Origin of the sequence: Variovorax sp. N23 (assembly GCF_025486315.1) — a bacterium.
GTDB lineage: Bacteria > Pseudomonadota > Gammaproteobacteria > Burkholderiales > Burkholderiaceae_C > Variovorax.
Genome location: NZ_JAOOPY010000006.1, coordinates 196,609 through 215,115, shown reverse-complemented (window position 1 = coordinate 215,115; position 18,507 = coordinate 196,609). Strand labels below are relative to the sequence as shown.

Below are 18,507 nucleotides of genomic sequence, written 5' to 3'. Positions count from 1 at the left end.
ATTGGGGTTTGATTATGCTCGACCGGGACGGCTTCAGGCCCAACGTCGGCATCATCCTGCTCAACCAGAGAAACCAGGTTTTCTGGGGCAAACGCATACGCACCCACTCCTGGCAGTTCCCGCAAGGCGGCATCGATCGCGGCGAGAGTCCCGAGCAAGCCATGTTCCGGGAACTGCACGAAGAAGTGGGCCTCCATCCGGAGCATGTGCGGATCGTCGCCCGTACCCGTGACTGGTTGCGCTACGAGGTGCCGGATCGGTTCATCCGCCGTGACGCACGAGGCCACTACAAGGGCCAGAAGCAGATCTGGTATCTGCTCCAGCTGGTCGGGCACGACTGGGATCTCAACCTGCGCGCCACCGATCATCCGGAGTTCGACGCCTGGCGCTGGCACGACTATTGGGTGCCGCTCGACGTCGTCGTGGAGTTCAAGCGCGGCGTCTACGAAATGGCGCTGACCGAACTCGCACGCTACCTGCCACGGCAGGATTTCCGAAATCGCTTCCTGCGCAGCAATGTGCGCACCCGCGAATTCGACCGCCAGTCCCCTGCCGGCGGCCAGGACCACCACCTCTTCGACCTGCCTCCGGGCGCCAGCTTCGACCCGGATCCCAATGCCAACACTGCCACCGACCTCCCGCCGTCCGACCCCCTTCATGCGCCGCGCTAGCCGCGCGCTCGCGCTGGCCTGCCTGCTCGGCGCAGCCGGCGGGGCGTCGGCCCAGGTGTTCACGGACCCGGAGTGGAAGGAAACCCCCGTGCCGCCGCCGCCGGCCTTCGACGAAACCCGCCTGGTGCCGATCGAGATGCCGCGCTACATGACGCTGAAATTCGGCGTCGACCCGGCCACCATCGCGATCACCGGCGACGGGGTCGTGCGCTACGTCGTGGTGGCGAGCAACAAGGCCGGCGGTGCGACCAATGCCTTCTACGAAGGGGTGCGCTGCGCCACGGGTGAAATGAAGACCTATGCCCGCTATGGCAGTGGGCGCTGGGACGTGCTGCCCGACCCGGAGTGGAAGAAGATGTTCACGCTCAATTCGAGCTACACCCTGCTGCTGTCGCAGCAAGGCCTCTGCCGTGGCGCCGCGCCGCGCGGCTCGGTCAACGAGATGGTGCAGCGGCTGAAGAATCCGCTGCCGGAAGTGCAGTAACCGGCAACGCCGCTCAACGCGCCGTCAGGACCATGTTGTCCCGGTGCACCATCTCCGGTTCGGCCGCATAGCCGAGCAGCCGCTCGAATTCGCTGGACGGCTTGCGGCACAGCATGCGCGCCTCGGCGCTCGAATAGTTGGCCAGGCCGCGCGCGAGCTCGACACCGTTCGGGTCGCGCACCGCGATGACGTCGCCGCGAGAGAACTCGCCATCGACGCCCGTCATGCCGATCGGCAGCAGGCTCTTGCCTTCGCTGCGGACCTTGCCGGCCGCGCCGGCATCCACCGTCACCGAACCGCGAAGCTGCAGATGGTCGGCCATCCAGCGCTTGCGCGCCTGGTGCTTGGCGGTCTGCGCCACCAGCATCGTGCCGATGGGCTCGCCGCGCACCAGGCGCAGCAATGCATCGGGCTCACGGCCCCAGGCGATCACGGTCGATGCGCCGGACCCTGCCGCCCGCTTGGCCGCGAGGATCTTGGTGATCATGCCGCCGCTGCCGATGGCAGAACCGACACCGCCCGCCATCGCCTCGAGCGCCAGATCGCCAGCACGCGCCTCGTGCACGAACTGCGCATCGGGGTTCTTGCGCGGGTCGGCGGTGTAGAGGCCCTTCTGGTCGGTCAGGATGACCAGCGCATCGGCCTCGACCAGATTGGCCACGAGCGCGCCGAGCGTGTCGTTGTCGCCGAACTTGATCTCGTCGTTGACCACGGTGTCGTTCTCGTTGATGACCGGTACCACGCCGAGCCCCAGCAACGTGAGCAGCGTGGAGCGCGCGTTCAGATAGCGCTCGCGGTCGGCCAGGTCGGCATGCGTGAGCAGCACCTGCGCGCTGCCGACGCCGTTCTCGCGCAGTTTGGTCTCGTACATCTGGGCCAGGCCCATCTGGCCCACGGCTGCCGCGGCCTGGAGCTCGTGCACCTCGCGCGGGCGGGTCCGCCAGCCGAGGCGCTTCATGCCTTCAGCGATGGCGCCGCTGGAAACCATCACGACCTCCCGACCGTCGCGCATGAGGGCGGCCAGTTGACGGCACCACTCGCCGATCGCCTTCTCGTCGAGCCCGCGCCCCTCGTTGGTCACCAGGCTGGAGCCCACCTTGACGACGATCCGACGCGCATCGCGCAGTGCATTGGAACCGGGACTGGAACTCATGGGGGGTCTGTCGATGGTCGGAGGTGAAACGGTGATGGCACCGCGCTGCGGGAGGGCGTCGTTCAGGCGAAGCGGGGATCGATGTCCGCAGGCGGCTGCTCGGCCACCTGCTGCGCCTTCACATGCTGATAGATCGCCTGCACGAGCGGCTCGCAGCCCTCGCGCGTGAGCGCCGAGATCTCGAACACCGGGCCCTTGAAGCGCAGGCGCTTGACGAAGTCCTTCACGCGCGCCGCGCGCTCGTCGGCCGCGACCATGTCGAGTTTGTTGAGCACCAGCCAGCGCGGCTTCTCGTACAGCCCGGCGTCGTACTTCTTCAGTTCGCCGACGATCGCCTTCGCCTGTGCGACCGGGTCGACGCTCTCGTCGAAGGGAGCGAGGTCGACCACATGCAGCAGCAGGCGCGTGCGCTGCAGGTGCCGCAGGAAGAGGTGCCCCAGCCCGGCGCCTTCGGACGCGCCCTCGATCAGGCCGGGAAGATCGGCGACGACGAAGCTCTGCTCCGGCCCGACGCGCACCACACCCAGGTTCGGGTGCAGCGTCGTGAACGGGTAGTCGGCGATGCGGGGGCGGGCATTGGAGATGGCGCTGATCAGCGTCGACTTGCCGGCGTTGGGCATGCCCAGCAGGCCAACGTCGGCCAGCACCTTCAGTTCGAGCTTCAGGCTCTTCTTCTCGCCCGGCCAGCCCGGCGTCTTTTGGCGCGGCGCCCGGTTGATGGCGCTCTTGAAGCGCATGTTGCCGAAGCCGCCGTCGCCGCCCTTGGCGATGGTGACCATCTCACCGGGCACCAGCAGCTCGTACAGCACCTCACCCGTTTCGGCGTCGGTGATGATGGTGCCGACCGGCATCTTCAGGACGATGTCGTCGCCGGCGGCGCCGAACATGTCGGAACCCATGCCGTGCTGGCCGCGCTTGGCCTCGTGACGGCGCGAATAGCGGAAGTCGACCAGCGTGTTGAGGTTGACGTCGGCCACCGCGAAGACATGGCCGCCGCGGCCGCCGTCCCCGCCGTTGGGGCCGCCGAATTCCTTGTACTTCTCATGACGGAACGACACGCAGCCGTTGCCGCCATCGCCAGCGGCGATGTCGATGAAGGCTTCGTCGACGAACTTCATGGGATGTCCAGTTTACAAACGGGAGGCCGTCTTGCGGCGCCGGTGTGAAAAACGAAGAAGCCCCGACAAGCGGGGCTTCGAGCAGATCGAAGTGACGGGGCTCAGGCCGGCGTCACGTTGACCATGTGCTTGTTCAGTGCACCCTTGACGCCGAACGACACGTGGCCGTCGACCAGGGCGAACAGCGTGTGGTCCTTGCCCACGCCGACGTTCACGCCGGGGTGGAACTGGGTGCCGCGCTGGCGCACGATGATCGAGCCTGCGCTGATCAGTTCGCCGCCGAACGCTTTCACGCCGAGCATCTTGGGCTTGGAATCGCGCCCGTTTCGCGTGGAGCCGCCGCCTTTTTTCTGTGCCATGGTGCCTTCTCCTTAACCGGCGATCGCGCCGATTTGCAGTTCGGTGAACTGCTGGCGATGGCCTTGACGTTTCTGATAGTGCTTGCGACGGCGCATCTTGAAGATGTGGACCTTGTCGTGCAAGCCGTGCGAGAGCACGGTGACCGTGACGGAAGCGCCGGACACCAGGGGCGTGCCGATCTTGATGTCCGAGCCGTTGCCGACTGCAAGCACCTGATCGATCACGATTTCCTGGCCTACGTCCGCAGCAATCTGTTCTACTTTAATTTTTTCGCCGGAAGCAACGCGATACTGCTTGCCGCCGGTTTTTATGACCGCGTACATGTGAACCTCTTAGAAATTGAGTCTCCACGGCGAATTCCGTAGAGCCCAAGATTCTAGCACGGCCCCTCCGGAACCCTTCGACGTCGGCACGCATCCCTGCCGTCTGCGGCCGCGCTCCCTATAATTTGCGGGTTCCCGGCCGTTGGCCGACGTTTCCACCTCACGCGGCGCCCAGCTGCCCTCGCCTTGCCCAGTCCCGCCGCCGACTCCTCTCCGACCACCTCCGTCCTCGGCCTGATCATCGCCGACATGGCAGAAGTCGATCGCGTGATCGCGCGGCGCCTGGACACCGGCGTTCCGCTCGTCAGCCATGTGTCGCAGTACATCATCTCGGCCGGCGGCAAGCGGCTGCGGCCGGCGCTGCTGCTGTTGATGGCAGGCGCGCTCGAATACCGGGGCGAGCAGCGCTTCAACCTGGCGGCCGTGGTGGAGTTCATCCATACGGCCACGCTGCTGCACGACGACGTGGTGGATGAATCGACACTGCGGCGCGGCCGCCCCACGGCCAACGAGTCGTTCGGCAATCCGGCCAGCGTGCTGGTCGGCGACTTCCTGTACTCGCGCGCCTTCCAGATGATGCTGGATGCCGACAACATGCGGGTCATGCAGATTCTCGCGGAGGCGACCAACGTGATCGCCGAAGGCGAAGTGCTGCAACTCATGAACATGCACGACGCCTCGCTGGACGAAGCCGCCTACCTGCGCGTGATCCGCTCGAAGACGGCCAAGCTCTTCGAGGCGAGCACACGTCTGGCTGCCGTTCTGGCCGGCACGGATGCCGCTACCGAGGAAGCATGCGCCTCCTATGGCCAGGCCATCGGCACCGCCTTCCAGGTGATCGACGACGTGCTCGATTACGAAGGCGACGCCAGTGAAACCGGGAAAAACGTCGGCGACGATCTGCGCGAGGGCAAGACGACGCTGCCGCTGATCCTGGCGATGCAGCGTGCAGCACCCGCGCAGAGCGCGCTGGTGCGCAGCGCCATCGAGACCGGCGACACGAGCCAGCTGGCCAATATCGTTGCCATCGTCCGCGAAACGGGTGCCCTCGACGCCACGCGCGCGGCCGCTGCCGCCGAGGCGCAACGCGCCATCGATGCATTGCGTGGTTTTTCTGCGAATCCGCACGCGAAGGGTTTGCTACAATTAGCGGCTCAGTTGCTTGAGCGACGCGCCTAGCCAGCCCACTTCGTGGGCAACCAGACGACTTCCTCTTTTCTTGCAACCACCATCGGGGTGTAGCTTAGCCTGGTAGAGCGCTACGTTCGGGACGTAGAGGCCGGAGGTTCGAATCCTCTCACCCCGACCAGATATTTCCTTGTAGATCAACGACTTTTCCAAGTTGTTCGACCGGCAAGGTAGCGGCAAGTGGCTAATCTGTGGCTAGCGATAGCTGCCGCTCGCGAAAGTGAGCGAATCATGCCCACTCGATTTGCCTATACGGAGTTCCTCAAACTTTTGGAACTTCATCCATGGCATCCATCGAGAATCGCTCGCGCACCCAGGTTTCGGTCAAAAACCACATCACCCTCACAAAGTTCTTCCCTTTCGACAAAGAAGACGAGGCCAAGCAGTATGTCGCTGGCCTTAGGGTGGCCGGCCACAAGCCAATGGTCACCCTCCTTGATGAGGCCTACCTCGTGCGCTTCTATGTCAACGGCAAGCGCAAGAGCCACACCGCGACGACCGAAGCGGAAGCCATCGCCATCAAGAAACGCATTGAAGCTGAACAGTACAGCGGCCTCTTTGTGGACTACACCAAGGCTCACCAGACTTCGTTGGCCGACCTGCTCATTCGGTATCTCCAAGACGAGGCGCCGCGGAACAAGGGCTTCCTGGTCGCGGGCTATCAAATCAATTCGTGGCTGCACGACGCCGGTCTCCCGCGTCAGGACATCGCGGCCATACACGCCGCGCACCCCAACCCGCAAAATCGAAGCCTCCACATTCCCAGGCCAACTGGCAAACGCATGTCCCAACCCTGCGAAGCCGCCACATTTATTCGAAAGTCATTCGCGAGCCTCGAGCCGGAACACTTTCACGAGTACATCGACGAGCGCCTGCAATCGGCAGAACCTGCCACGGTGGACCGGGAACTCGACGTGTTTCGCGCCGTCTGCACTGCAGCCATCAACCAGTGGCGCATTCACGTTCACACCGACCCTATGGCTGGGGTCAAGCGCCCGAGATATTTCAACGAGCGAGACCGGCGCCTGCGCGGTGACGAGGAGAACCGAATCATGGCGTCGGCGCATGCGGAAGACCAACTCTGGTCGGCTCGCGCACTCGGCGACGAACTGTTCGCACAGATGGACTCAGACACCAAATACCAGCGCCTTCAGGCGCTGAAGATGGCTCGGGAAACCGTATTGACGGGGTCCCACCATGTGCCTCTGTTCTCCACCTTCATCCAGTTCCAGCTTATGACCGGGGCCCGACGAAGCGAGACGCTCCAGCTCAAGTGGAGCCAACTGCAACTGGACGAGCAAACCGCTTTCCTGCCTGAAACCAAGAACGGCAGGGCGCGCACCCTGCCCGTCCGCTCAGATTTGGTGGCACTCCTGAAGGAGCTTCCGCGCGCTAGCGAGTACGTGTTCCCCATTCCGATGGACTATTTGCGCAAGGCTTGGAAGCGAATCTGCGAGGCGGCCGGTATTGCGACGGAGGGAGACGAGCGCCTGCGCATCCATGACCTGCGGCACGAAGCTATCTCGCGCGTTGCCGAAGCAGGTAGCCGAACGCCGGGCGGCTTCTCGCTCCTTGACCTCCAAGCATTCAGCGGCCACCGCGACCCTCGCATGCTCATGCGCTACGCACACCTCACGCCAACGGGATTGGCCAAACGCCTCGATGCTGCGTTTGCAGAGGATGCAAATGTCACGACGCATCATGGCCGGCGGCGTCTCACCAAGAAGGCCGCTCTGTCCATGTCCGAGTTGATGTTGACCCCTCTGATGAGCGAACCGGGAGCCAACAAGGTCGTGAAACTCGATGCCTATCGCAGGACCGCAGCGTAGTTCGCCCCGCTCTACGCGAGTATCGGGATGCCGGGGTAAGGAGTCGAATGCGATGTGCGTGTTCGCTGATCCCTGCGCGATCCAGTCCTGGGGCATCACGCAAGAGGTTAAGCCGAGAGCTTCTCGACGTAGGGTAGCCGAGCAATCCGACGTTAGAGAAGAGTCATGCAGCCCATCTGTGCGGTCCGACTTTACGAGAGCTCCGTCTGCGGGTACTCACCCGCGCTCTTTCGGTGGGTTTCGCCCCGTCAAGTCGAAACTTCGCAAAACCTACAGTTGGCGCGCTATACGTAAGTAGGTGGGCGCCGCGCTCCTCGCCAACGGTCCGACGTTTCCTCTCCTCCGCGGCATTGCGGCGTTCCATTTTCTCGGAACGCCGCTTTTTTGCGTCCCCTTAGCCGACCGTCATCAAAGGGTGCGATTCGGGGTAGAGAGCCCTGAGCTCGGGGTGGACCCGGACAAGCCGCTCGGGCCACGCGAGCATAAAGTAGCACTCGCGCACCAAGTTCATTTGCGGAACCGCTAGCCGGAACCAGAGGCCCAAGTGTTCCGCCTGGTTCTGGAGGATGCGAAGGCGCAAGAAGTCGGCTTCCTCTTCGCTGTCGACCTTGTCCGACAGCTCCTGCAGTGCTTCTTCGACCGTCACGCCGGTTTCGGGAACCGGGAGACGCAGGATTGCCTGGTTCAGCCGCGCCTTTTGCATGGAAGACTTGCTGCATGGAGCCGCTGCGGGCGTTTTGACGGATGCGCCACCCTCGATGACGCGAAATGCGTGTGTTCGATTGGTCATTCTCATATTGGTGAGTTAGCGCAAACTCGCGCGTGATCGTCGGTATCGTCTTGAACATCGGTTAGCCCACTGGTGCATTGCTCACCCACCGAAGAGGGTGACGCTCGCGCCATAGTCCGCGCCGTGACTGAAGTCCATAGGGGAGCCGCACCAATGCGCTCCGCCGCAGCTTTGCTGAATTTCGAATGCGCGGTAATCGTTGCTAGCGCCCTGTGGATCATTGATCGTTTCCCCGTAGGCATTGCCGAAGATGTCCACGCCATCAATCCCGCCCAGCATCGGCATCCCGTTGATGTTCACCATGGGCGGTGCGGGAAGAAGTAGGTCGAGCGGGCCCTGAGCAGCAAGAATGTCAACATCCAGGCCGGACAAACCCTCCGCAATCAGCGTCACCGCGGGCAACCTCGCGCCGAGGGCGCTAGGGGCTCTATTGTCGGAATCGGGGGCAGACAGTCTCGCGTTCCAAATCGCTCCGGCTGAGCTTGGCGTCGCCGAACTGCGCGTCCTGTGCTCGTCGGCGAGCGCAACCTCGGCGAAGCGTGCGCGCTTCGCCTGCTTCAGCCAACTGCTGAGGCACGAAATGAGCTTGTAGGCAACGAACGCCGCGATTAGCAAGAGCCCGGTCAGTACTGCGATTGCAAACATAGTCTCTTCGGTTCTCCTGTCGGCCGCGGATCGTGTGCGGGCTTCGAGCACCGCAGGCGTCATCAGTTCGATCCTGGCGGTCGCCGGTGCCAGACCAGCGTCGGCAAGTTTCGGGTCGGGCCGGATCAACCTGGCCAGCGTTTGACCGCGCTTGAACGCGATGTCGTTGCCGGGCAACCGACGAGCATTCCTGACGATCCGGTTGAACGCATCCGCCGCCGAGCCTTCTGGAACGACAATGTCGATGCTTTGCAAGACGCCATTGCTGGAATAGCTGAATACAGTCCGGGTCGATGTGCGGCCGATCAGGGCTCCGGTGATAAGCGCACGTGTTACGCCGGTCCGCGGGTCGCGCTCGTCGGGAGCGCTGCCATCCAGGGCGGGCATGCGGCGAGTCAGTGCTCGCAGCTCCATTCGCGTGGAAACGCCGACTGCTTGGCCCGCTAAGGCAAATGGACGTTCAGCGCCGCGACGTGCGCCTTTGGCGGACGTCATTTCTGGTTGGGAAGTCGAGCGCCCCAGTGGATCACCACTACTACGCGTCGTAGCGACGGCGCCGGGCGCAACCACTTGTTGCGCGGCCGGCGACCGCACGATGAGGACCGTCATGGCTACTAGCAGACCCGCCAGCACCAATTTACCGGCCGAAGTCATCACATTCGCCCTTCGCATGATTTGCGCATTGCCCCTGAAGCTCTTCAACCCGGGAACCGATTCCTGCTGCACATGGCTTGGAATTGCATGCCCTCTTCTCGAGCCCACTCAGTCTCTGTCAGAAACACCGCGCCTTCCGGCTCTGACCCCGGACGCGCTGTCGCTTGCAGCGTTCCAGCGGCTTCGAGCGCATCGGGATACGGCAACAAGAGTCGACCGGTCAGAAAAACGTTGCCTCCCGTAGCCGCGAACAGCTGACCCCACCACGTGGCGGGCAGGTCGACACCCGACGCTATGGCTTCGGCTCCAGCGCGGAAGAGCGCTACGGCTGCAGTGGGCACGGACCAAGAAATGGCTGCGTCGAAGCTCTCGAGCTGCAAAGGCTGGGGCAAGGGCGCACGTGCGGTTGCGGGTAGCCAGCCGAGGAACTGCACATTGGCACACGGCTGCGCGGTAGTTACTTCAGGACAGGGAAGCGCCAAGTACGGCGGCGTCGGGCTGTCCAGCTCCAATTCCGGGGTTGCGTAGATCAGCACCGGGCAGCCAATCAACATCTCCGGATACCCCGCGATAAGGTCACGCATCAGAAGCGCCAAATGGGGGCGCATCCGCGGGGAACACGCGCTCAGCAACTTCTGCGGCTCACCGGCTTGCGCGTATTCCAACCAATTTCGAGCCAAGTCGATGGCTCGTTCAAATTTCCCATCCTTAAGAAGCCGCTCAAGGTCCAAGACCAGTTTCTTCATTAGCACACGTCAATCCAGAAAATTGGATGCCAAATTTAAGCACACTTAATCGTGATTTGTCAAAATTTGGCAAATTGCTCATTCTTTGCTATAAAAAACCAAGTCTTTTAGTGGGCCATTTGATCGCCCCCGAAAGGAATTGTCCGCAGGCACAGGGACATTAATTGATGGTTTAGACGCCTCTCGGAATTGGTATTCCGGAATTTTCATAGGAGCCCCTCCGATCAGCTTGGCCAGGGCGGGCGGCCAAGCAATCCCAAGGCCAGTCCTCGACTGGCTGACGCTAGCACGCCCCGCGCGCTCCTTAGGGCTACGAGGTGCCTGGGGATGTCACTAGCCCTTTATGGGCTGCGCCGCGCCTGGTGCGCACTTCAACATGTGATGTTCAGTGCTTGCCCGGCCCGATTCGCCATCTTGCAAGCGACGCACGCCCCTTCGAGGTGTCATTGAATATCGATCAGCTAGCAACTCCGCTAAAGTTCTCAGAGATTCTGCCGATATACCCTTGGAAGCACTAATCATCGTTCGATACAAACTCAAACCACGGGCTGTAACCACAGTAAACCAGTCGATATCGCGACGAGTTCACCAATTGTTATAGGAGAACGCGTTGCGTCTTAGCACGTTGATTGCCCTGTGCGTGATCCCAGAGATTTTTAGCAGCAAATATGACTCTTAAACTACGACACTTCTCGCTCAGGCTCCTTACGTTGGGCATTATGCTCAGCTCGGCTGGATGCACGATCACGACTGAGACCCAGCTTCAACGCGAGGTCGCTGAAATGGATCGTTCCTTTGTTGCGGTTGGAACCTACCGCCTGGCGCAAGGAAATGCTCGCAATCCTGAAACTTTGTTCTTGAAGGCGAGCAAATCGAATGGCCAATGGCGTGTCGAAGTCTTCGAGAAGCGCCCAGGACAGCGCTCGGATGAGCAATCCGAAGTCTTCTCAATCGATCCGGATAAGAAAATAATTAAGCCAGTTTTTGAAAAGGTCAGCGTGGGTACGATGGGTCCCGTGCCCACTCCTTTAGAGCCAATCAACTGCGGACTCGCCACCCTGATTGGTCCGAAAGCCAATTACTCTGTTTGCACAACCCACTTCGCCTTGAGTGGCGGACGCGTTGATTGGAAAGCCATGGCTACCATGCTGGTTAACGCTGGCGCCCCAGCGGCCATCGACACGGTTGTGATCGCTAGGATGACCCCCGAATACCGGAGGCAGTTCGCGGCAGCGACGAACAAGGCCGAACTACAGAGGTTCGTAATCCGATATCAGAATGCTGATCCCGATGGGCTGGTCGGGAAGGCCCGCGCTCGAATCAGCGAGTTGGACGCCGCAATGCAGGAGGCAGATGTGGTGTTGGAAAAGCTGCCTGAACTGAAGGGATATCTGCCGCGCTTCATCCCAGCAAAGCCGGCGAAATACTGTGTTCAATTCGCACCAGGATCGCCGGAGGCACGCGTTTGCCGGGACCGCGTAGACGACATCGTAGAAGGATTGGCAAGATCAAAGGCGCAGATCGCCCGCAGAGAAGACTTTTGCAAGCGCGTAGCCACCAAGTATGTGAGCGATGCATCAAAGAAGTGTCAGGAATTTTCCAAAACCAACGCATGCGCATCTCGATTCGGAACGGACGCAAATGCAACACGCACCTGCGACGTCTTGAAGAGCCGCCCACTCTAACCTTACATGAAGCCGTGAATGAAATTCGAGAATAAGAGCATCGTATGTATAGCCTTGATGGCATTTGCTATTCAAGCAAGCGCGCAATGGGGTGGATTTATCGATCCGAACATCATTCGTGAGAGCGCTGAGATGGCAACCGGCTCTCGACCGCTTCCGCAAGCGTGGCTTCCGGAGAGCCTTCCCGCTGAAACTAGCTCGGGAGGGAGAATGCCTACAGCCCAGGAAATTGCAATCGCTGCGCGCGAGCAACAAGAATTGGCAATCTTCCAACATGTTCAGCGTGAGATTACCAAGTCATACGAAAAGGAATTCGGGCGATAAAGTGACGGTGGTTTCACCAAGGTGCAGACGAGCCATTTGCAATTTTGCAGTTGCACCCGTTGAGCATAGACGAGCAGAGAAAGATGCCGGTCGTGCCCAGGGGTGTGCGCTTGTGGTCGCCACCGACTCTGATGTATGGCGCACGCATTAATCGCTTGAGGAAATATACGCCCTCTGTACTCAAATTATCTTGAGGCATAGGGTGGAGGGTTTGCAAGCGACCGCAAGCCAAAAAACAGAACCTTTTCTATATCAAGAAACGCGAAATCTGCAAAGCCAAGCGAAAAATACCGCGATGGTTGCGGAAGATATCGGATGGTTCGATTAGGCTCGCGACCAAGCAGCGTCCCGCGGGGTCCGCGACGCTCGACGTCATGCGATCAGCGTTGAGATTTTTTGCCGATAGATGCCGCGACCAGTCCGCCCGAAATTTGTAGAAATTAATAACTGCACACACGATGCTCGACCTTCTTAATATCGTTTATCTGGGAGCCATCTTGTTCTCCAGCATTACGCTGTATCCCCAGGGGGAAACGCTCGTTCCGACGGTGAAAGACTCGTTCGTAGAGATGAGCTTCAACCGAGAATGGTGGCGTGATGACGGCAATGGAAAATGTGAGTTCACAGGCGTTTTGGTCCCGTATACCCGTACGTGGCCGGAGGAAATTCAACGCGGCGGCGAAACGGTTGTCCTGCCGCCTGAACCAGACGTCATCGTCGGATATGTTGCGGTCGTAACGCGCAAGGCCTGCAAGGGTAAAGACCCGGAGCCAATCCTGCGTGCAGGCTTGCCGGTGACGCGGAAGCAGTTCTTCAAAGAGCGTATGGTCGATAAAACGAGTCACTTCCCAGCGGGGGACATGCTAGACACGCCAACGGACAAGGTGCCGCCATGGTTTGCGCAAGCTGTCAATCGCATGGAATTAATGGCGGAAAAGAATGAAGCGGCTAAACGATTTTTAGCCGCTTCTACCATTGAGCTGAGCAAGGCGTTGCCTTTGCGCAGCACCTCTGTGAGGGAAGTGCCATTGAGCTTCGAAGCGGCACGCAGTGAGCCTTCTGTCGAGAGCAAAACTGATTAGCTACAGCCATTTCGGATTGTCTTGAATTCCCTTGAGCTGATGTTAGATTTTGGAGTCAATATGGAACGATGGTGGAAAGCGGGGATTGTCTTGTGCGCACTGCATTTGCTCGTTGCGTGCGGCGAAGACAGGCCTAGCGATAGGCTTGCCTCCGATACGATCCGGAAAATTGCTGAGCGCGATGCGCGCTTTGGCCTAGAGGTTGCGGATTTCAGTCGCGAGAACGGATGGGTCGACAACCAGGCGCCCAACCGTTACACCATTCGATATAACTATAGCTTGCGGTTGACGACGCCTTATCCGGAGATAGTGCTTGCCAATGCGAAAAAACTGTTGAGTGAAGTAGAGTTGAGGAAAAAACAAGCCGTCGGCGGCTTCCTTGGCATGAACGCATTAAGCAATACGCTAGAGTCCGTACAGCAAGCAGCCAATGTGAACGATTGGATTGAGAGTCAAGGTGACGATTTTAAGCCAAGATACTTAAAAATGATGGAAAATTGCGCTGCGTGCGTCGTTTATCTAAACGACAATGGGCTCTCAAAGAACGAGGAAAGCGTGCGTTTTACAACCTTTTTCTCCTCATGGGAGTTTTTTGATGAACTTGGTTTTAAGGATGACGCGAAAATAGGAAACGGTATTCCGCGACAGGCCTGGTCAAGCTTCATGAAAACTGAAAAAGGGTGGTTGCCTAGCTAAGCGCTTTGAATGAAGCTTATGAGAACGATGAAACCCTAGACTGCGCTCGTTACGGCGTCGACGAACTGTCGTGGGAGTGGTGGGGAAAGAGGACCTAAGAACGCCCAGGACGTACCCGAAGGACCGGCAAGGACGGCACCTAAAGAGTAATTGGCCCGGAGCGGGTCCGGGCCAAGAGTTGTGGAAGAGCGCTAGTCAGGCAGACCCAGGTGCAGCGCTGCCGATGCTAATATGCCCTGCGTATACAGATCGAGTTCTTGTGCCCATGGGATCGACGACAACACCCAATCGACGGCATGTTCCCAGTCTAGGTTGATGGACTTTTGCATGTCCAGCACGCTTTGGTGGTGACGGTCAAAAAGCAACTCCTCATTGAATCTGTCGAGTTCTTCGCGTGTCCAGGCAGGTGGGTCTAGCGGTATCTGACTCTGGTCTTGAGCTTGAACGATTATCATGTTTCCTCACGGCTGATTTTGAGTTGCCACATCGGCCACTCCTCATTCCGTATAGGAGTCGAAGCAAACGATAAAGCCTGCTTTCTGCTTGCTCGTGAATATGCTTGTCATATGCATTGCCAGCTGGCGTTGCGCATCTTGGTCCAAATGCGCGTGAGGCCCGTACCGGATCGCAATTGCACCTACAGCCTTCGCGCTCGGGGCCGCTACGATCCGCGCGAGGAGTGTGCAGCTCCTGTCAATTGACCGACTGCAGCACGTCACCGAACGACCGCGCCACGACATAACGCGCCGGATTCTCACCGGTAGCCAGGGCAGCGAAGTGCGCGCGGCCGCATTCGATCTTGCCCCACTCCTTGTCGCGTAGATCGTCGACGAACAAACTGCTTTTGGTTTCCACGACGAAGTACAGCCGCTGCACGCCGTCCTTCTGCAGCAGCACAGCCCAGTCAGGGTTGTAATTGCCCAAGGGCGTGGGCACCTTGAACCAGCTAGGCAACTTGGCATATAGCACCACGTCCTGGTTGAACTCCAAGGCTTGGGCGAAGTCGCGCTCGGTCATGGAATCGTAGACGACATGCTCGTGAATAGCCTTGGCCGTGTCCTGCAGCATGCTCTTGAGGTAGCCCGTCAGCTCCTGCTGCTCGAAAAGCTCCTGAGCATAGACATGCTGGTCGCCGAGCTTCTGGTACTTGATGCCATCGACGAGCGCCATGCGCTTGCAGCGGTTGATGTGCTCGGCCGTCTGCTCGATGAACTGCTGAGGGTTGCGACGGAAGTCATCCAGCCGTCCAGACTCGCGCAGGATGCTGACCAGGCTGCGGCGGGTCAGGTGAGTTCGATCCTGCAGGTCGGTCAGCAGGTCCGGCAGCTCAATGTCCGCTTCGTCTAGCACAACGGTAGCCGCACCCTCGCGCTCGGTGGCCTCTACGCCTGCCTTCCCGATGGCAATGTCCGCCTTGCGCCATTGCAGCCGAGCCTTCTGAATCGGGGGCGCGTCGCGCAACGCCTGGGTGCAGCCCAGGAGCAGCTTGGCGTTGTCGAACTGGACCCGGTAGGTAGTCTTGTGCTTGATGCGGTCCCACAGGGCCTGGAACTCGTCACCCAGCGTGATCGCCTTGCCATCCGCTCCCTTGCGCAGCGCTACGGACTTGCGCTCGTCCGCGTTCTTCACCTCCAGGCGGCCGCTGACCTTGCGCAGCAGTTCGAGCACCTGTGTGCGTTGTGCGGCGAATGCGTCGGGCAAGACAAGCGTGCCGTCTTTCAAAGCGTGCTTCAGCGAGTCCTGCACCTTCCCTTTGGCGTCTATATGCCCGTCAGCCTTGAGATGTTCCCAGAGCTGTTTGGACTGCTCCACCCCCAGGGCCGTCACCTGCCCGTCAGCGCCCGCCACCGGGATACCAGCGAACTGGTGCGGCTCCACGATACCGAATCGGATGCCCGTGTCGGCCTCGATTTCCTTCTGCAGGTTCTCAGCGAATTCCTCATAGGACTCGGTCGCAATCACGGTGAGCCGGTTGATGTCAAAGCCCCGCACCCGTTCCCCAGCCTGGTTCACGCACAGGCGCAGGCCGCGGCCGATGGTCTGGCGCCGCTCGCGCTCTGAGCCCATTTCGCGCAGGGCGCAGATTTGGAAGACGTTGGGGTTGTCCCAGCCTTCCTTGAGGGCCGAGTGGGAGAAGATGAACTTCAGCGGCGTGGCGAAATCCAGCAGCCGCTCCTTCTCCTTCATGATGAGGTTGTAAGCCCGCTCGGCGTTCTCGCGGCCGGCCGCGTTGTTGTCCGCCGTTTCAGTCCAGCCACCCTTCTTGTCGATGGAGAAGTAGCCATCGTGGACCTCCTCGGCAGCCGTGGCGAGGTCCACCTCGGCGAACAGGCTCTGGAAGCTAGGAAGCTTAGCCGCACGGCGGTACTCCTCCTCGAAGATGCGCGCGTAGTCGCCCTTCACCGCCTGCCCCTCAGCGTCGAGCTTGCGGTAGCGCTCTACTGAGTCGATGAAAAACAGCGACAACACCTTGATGCCCTTGGGCCGTAGCAGCTTCTCCTTCTCTAGGTGCTCGCGGATCGTGCGGCGGATCATCTCGCGCTGCACGGCCAGCTCATCCATGCCGCCATGTGCCTGGCCGATGGCCAGGACCACCTCGCCACCGGGGTAGCGCAGCTCCACGAACTCGGAGCCCTTGGAGGTGTTGACTTCGCCCACGCGGAAATCGGCATAGATCGCGCGCTTCGTGACCTGCTGCAGGTCGTCGCTGTCGCTGACTGACTTCACCCTCACCTTCGGACCGGTAGCTTCCTGAACATGCAGTTCCAGCTGTGCGCTGATGCTTCCACGCTTGTTGGTGACCCCCACCAGCCGCACAAAGGGCTTGTTAAAGGCGTCTTCCACGGTGGCCGCCGCCACTTCGATCTGCTTGACCAGCTTGCGCTCGTAAGCGTCCACCGCGTCCAGCCGGAACACCATGTGGCGCTTGTCTACCGGCGTAGCCGAATAACCAACGGTACACAGCGGGTTCATCGCGTCCAATGCCGCCTTACCTGCCCCGCTCAGATCGCCACTCACCGTTTGAGGCTCGTCGATGATGACGATAGGCCGAGTGGCACGGATCAGGTCGATGGGCTTCTCGCCACCGGTCTTCTCGCTGTCCTTGTAGAGGTTGTTTACGTCCTTCTTGTTGATGGCTCCAACGGTGACCACCATCACCTGGATGGCCGAGCTGGTGGCGAAGTTGCGCACCTGGCCCAGTTTGGTCGAGTCGTACAGGAAGAAGTCCACCGGCACGCCGGCGTACAAGGCTTTGAAGTGCTCCTCGGTGATCTGCAGCGACTTGTAGACCCCTTCCTTGATCGCGACCGAGGGCACGACGATCACGAACTTGGTGAAGCCGTAGCGTTTGTTCAGCTCGAAGATCGTGCGCAGGTAGACGTAGGTCTTCCCGGTGCCGGTCTCCATCTCCACAGTGAAGTCACCAGACGCCAGCGTGCCGGCCGGCGCCAGGCCGTTGCGCAGCTGAACGTCCCGCAGGTTCTTCAGCAACTGGTCATCTAGCAGCGTGAGGCGGTTGCCGACGCCCAGATCAGTCTCCGCGACGCCCAGGGTCAACTGCTGCTCGGGCAGGCGCATCGTGACGGTGAACTCCGTCCGGCAAATCTCCTGGCCGCGGAAAAGGTCGCAAACCGACTCGATGGCCTGCAGCTGGTAGTCCAGGTCGGGCTCGAAATGCAGCTTCACGCATCCACCTGTTCTGCGGCGGGAAGCCAGCCCTTGGCCTCGAGCACGTTCAATGCAATACCGATCTGACGGGGGGTGAACTGCTTTTTGCGGTCATTCCATGCATGCGTCTCCTGAACAACGTCATCCACGACGACACCCGCTTGCCCATGTGTAGCCACCCAATGAACCGTCGACAGGAGTTCTAGCCCGAAAGGCGTCTCGAAGCCTTCCACCAAATCACCGACACGGTCGAATCGCGCGCGCGTGCCCACGTGCTCACCCAGGAAGGCGCCGGCCTCCTCGATAGCTCCGGGCACCACGGTCAGCGGTTTGGTAGGGTCGTCGCCGCCGTCGGCGTACCCCGCCACCATGTGCCCCTCGATCTTCTGCAGCACATGCCGAAGGTTCTCCGCATATGGCCCATACGCAGCCTTCACGTAGTTAAGGCGCAGCGGCTCGCCCGCCGCCTGCATGAAGTACATCAGCTTGTGCACCTCGAGCAGCGTGATGGCCGGGTCCAGCAGCCCTTGAACATAGCGGTTCATCAGCTCGACCAACGCCGCCCGGCCAGCCGTCATGCGAGGCACGTCACGGCTGTGCTGCATCTTGTCCGCCTGCGGGGCTCCCTTGGGCTCGTAGATGCGGACGTGCACGTCAGGCAGCGCCTGCATGGCGGCTTCTATGCGCGGGCGAACCTCGTCCCATTCCAGCCCGCCCAGGCCACTGCCCAGCGGCGGAATGGCTATCGAGCGGATGCCCAGCCGGGCAACGTCGCGCACCAAAGCCTCCAGGCCAGCGTCGATGTCCTGCATGCGGCTCTTGCCCTTCCAATGGCGCTTGGTCGGGAAGTTGACGATGTAGCGCGGCGCCGCCAGTTGCGCCGTCTCATAGATGAACATGCGCCCCGGCTGAACCTCCTCGCGCTCGCAGGCCGCCTTGTAGGCCTTGAAGTTCTCGGGCCAGGCGTTCTTGAACTGCAGTGCAATACCGCGGCCCATGATGCCGACACAGTTCACCGTGTTCACGATGGCATCCGCGTCGTCTTTCAGGATGTCACCACTGGTGAGTTCGATCATGGTCAGTCTCCGAT

The 18,507-nt window shown here is 60.6% G+C and carries 18 protein-coding genes and 1 tRNA gene; 9 read left to right on the top strand and 10 right to left on the bottom strand.

The genetic code is table 11. The features are described from left to right. Positions 1-14 precede the first annotated feature (14 nt). On the top strand, positions 15-671 hold the full coding sequence (locus tag N8A90_RS11740; protein WP_262075056.1) for an RNA pyrophosphohydrolase: 657 nt from the start codon (positions 15-17) through the stop codon (positions 669-671). Beyond that, positions 658-1,155 carry a CNP1-like family protein gene (locus tag N8A90_RS11735; protein ID WP_262075055.1) on the top strand — a complete coding sequence of 166 codons (498 nt, stop codon included), beginning with the start codon at positions 658-660 and terminating at the stop codon, positions 1,153-1,155. The genes N8A90_RS11740 and N8A90_RS11735 overlap by 14 nt, the downstream gene beginning before the upstream one ends. Positions 1,156-1,168: 13 nt before the next feature. Here N8A90_RS11735 and proB read toward each other — a convergent pair whose 3' ends face one another. The 4 genes from proB to rplU form a co-directional block, all read right to left on the bottom strand. Further along, complete coding sequence (proB, locus tag N8A90_RS11730; protein WP_262075054.1) at positions 1,169-2,308, bottom strand: glutamate 5-kinase; 1,140 nt, start codon at positions 2,306-2,308, stop codon at positions 1,169-1,171. Positions 2,309-2,370: 62 nt separating this feature from the next. Beyond that, on the bottom strand, positions 2,371-3,426 hold the full coding sequence (gene cgtA, locus N8A90_RS11725; protein ID WP_262075053.1) for an Obg family GTPase CgtA: 1,056 nt from the start codon (positions 3,424-3,426) through the stop codon (positions 2,371-2,373). Between the two features lie 101 nt (positions 3,427-3,527). Beyond that, positions 3,528-3,785: a 50S ribosomal protein L27 gene (rpmA, locus tag N8A90_RS11720; RefSeq protein WP_015866991.1), complete on the bottom strand. Its 258-nt coding sequence runs from the start codon at positions 3,783-3,785 to the stop codon at positions 3,528-3,530. A 12-nt stretch (positions 3,786-3,797) separates the two neighbouring features. Continuing rightward, entirely contained in the window at positions 3,798-4,109 is a 312-nt protein-coding gene (rplU, locus tag N8A90_RS11715; RefSeq protein ID WP_262075052.1) for a 50S ribosomal protein L21, read from the bottom strand. Between the two features lie 186 nt (positions 4,110-4,295). Between rplU and N8A90_RS11710 the strand changes: the two genes are divergently transcribed. The 3 genes from N8A90_RS11710 (at position 4,296) to N8A90_RS11700 (ending at position 7,126) form a co-directional block, all read left to right on the top strand. Then, a complete protein-coding gene (locus N8A90_RS11710; protein WP_262075051.1) occupies positions 4,296-5,288 on the top strand; it encodes a polyprenyl synthetase family protein in 993 nt (330 codons plus the stop codon). Between the two features lie 53 nt (positions 5,289-5,341). After that, positions 5,342-5,418: transfer RNA gene (locus N8A90_RS11705), tRNA-Pro, on the top strand. Positions 5,419-5,581: 163 nt separating this feature from the next. Beyond that, complete coding sequence (locus N8A90_RS11700) at positions 5,582-7,126, top strand: site-specific integrase (protein WP_262075050.1); 1,545 nt, start codon at positions 5,582-5,584, stop codon at positions 7,124-7,126. A gap of 394 nt (positions 7,127-7,520) precedes the next feature. On the opposite strand, the gene N8A90_RS11695 is transcribed toward N8A90_RS11700, so the two are convergent. The 3 genes from N8A90_RS11695 to N8A90_RS11685 all read right to left on the bottom strand — a co-directional run bounded on the left by N8A90_RS11695 (position 7,521) and on the right by N8A90_RS11685 (position 9,961). Further along, positions 7,521-7,916, bottom strand: coding sequence for a hypothetical protein (locus N8A90_RS11695; protein ID WP_262075049.1), 396 nt, complete (start codon positions 7,914-7,916; stop codon positions 7,521-7,523). Positions 7,917-7,997: 81 nt separating this feature from the next. Continuing rightward, positions 7,998-8,948, bottom strand: a complete 951-nt coding sequence (locus N8A90_RS11690) for a hypothetical protein (protein WP_262075048.1) — start codon at positions 8,946-8,948, stop codon at positions 7,998-8,000. Positions 8,949-9,259: 311 nt separating this feature from the next. Then, the gene (locus N8A90_RS11685) at positions 9,260-9,961 is read right to left on the bottom strand and encodes a hypothetical protein (protein WP_262075047.1); all 702 of its coding nucleotides are present in this window, start codon (positions 9,959-9,961) and stop codon (positions 9,260-9,262) included. Between the two features lie 782 nt (positions 9,962-10,743). Between N8A90_RS11685 and N8A90_RS11680 the strand changes: the two genes are divergently transcribed. The 4 genes from N8A90_RS11680 to N8A90_RS11665 all read left to right on the top strand — a co-directional run bounded on the left by N8A90_RS11680 (position 10,744) and on the right by N8A90_RS11665 (position 13,748). Beyond that, positions 10,744-11,646, top strand: coding sequence for a hypothetical protein (locus tag N8A90_RS11680; protein ID WP_262075046.1), 903 nt, complete (start codon positions 10,744-10,746; stop codon positions 11,644-11,646). Positions 11,647-11,664: 18 nt separating this feature from the next. Then, the gene (locus N8A90_RS11675; RefSeq protein ID WP_262075045.1) at positions 11,665-11,970 is read left to right on the top strand and encodes a hypothetical protein; all 306 of its coding nucleotides are present in this window, start codon (positions 11,665-11,667) and stop codon (positions 11,968-11,970) included. A gap of 458 nt (positions 11,971-12,428) precedes the next feature. Then, positions 12,429-13,052: a hypothetical protein gene (locus tag N8A90_RS11670; protein WP_262075044.1), complete on the top strand. Its 624-nt coding sequence runs from the start codon at positions 12,429-12,431 to the stop codon at positions 13,050-13,052. 21 nt (positions 13,053-13,073) lie between these two features. After that, the gene (locus N8A90_RS11665) at positions 13,074-13,748 is read left to right on the top strand and encodes a hypothetical protein (protein ID WP_262075043.1); all 675 of its coding nucleotides are present in this window, start codon (positions 13,074-13,076) and stop codon (positions 13,746-13,748) included. A gap of 191 nt (positions 13,749-13,939) precedes the next feature. On the opposite strand, the gene N8A90_RS11660 is transcribed toward N8A90_RS11665, so the two are convergent. The 3 genes from N8A90_RS11660 to N8A90_RS11650 all read right to left on the bottom strand — a co-directional run bounded on the left by N8A90_RS11660 (position 13,940) and on the right by N8A90_RS11650 (position 18,493). Then, the gene (locus tag N8A90_RS11660; protein WP_262075042.1) at positions 13,940-14,203 is read right to left on the bottom strand and encodes a hypothetical protein; all 264 of its coding nucleotides are present in this window, start codon (positions 14,201-14,203) and stop codon (positions 13,940-13,942) included. Positions 14,204-14,441: 238 nt separating this feature from the next. Beyond that, positions 14,442-17,435 carry a type III restriction-modification system endonuclease gene (locus N8A90_RS11655; protein ID WP_262075041.1) on the bottom strand — a complete coding sequence of 998 codons (2,994 nt, stop codon included), beginning with the start codon at positions 17,433-17,435 and terminating at the stop codon, positions 14,442-14,444. Then, positions 17,432-18,493, bottom strand: a complete 1,062-nt coding sequence (locus tag N8A90_RS11650; protein ID WP_262075040.1) for a macro domain-containing protein — start codon at positions 18,491-18,493, stop codon at positions 17,432-17,434. Before N8A90_RS11650 ends, N8A90_RS11655 begins: the two co-directional genes overlap by 4 nt. Positions 18,494-18,507 lie beyond the last annotated feature (14 nt).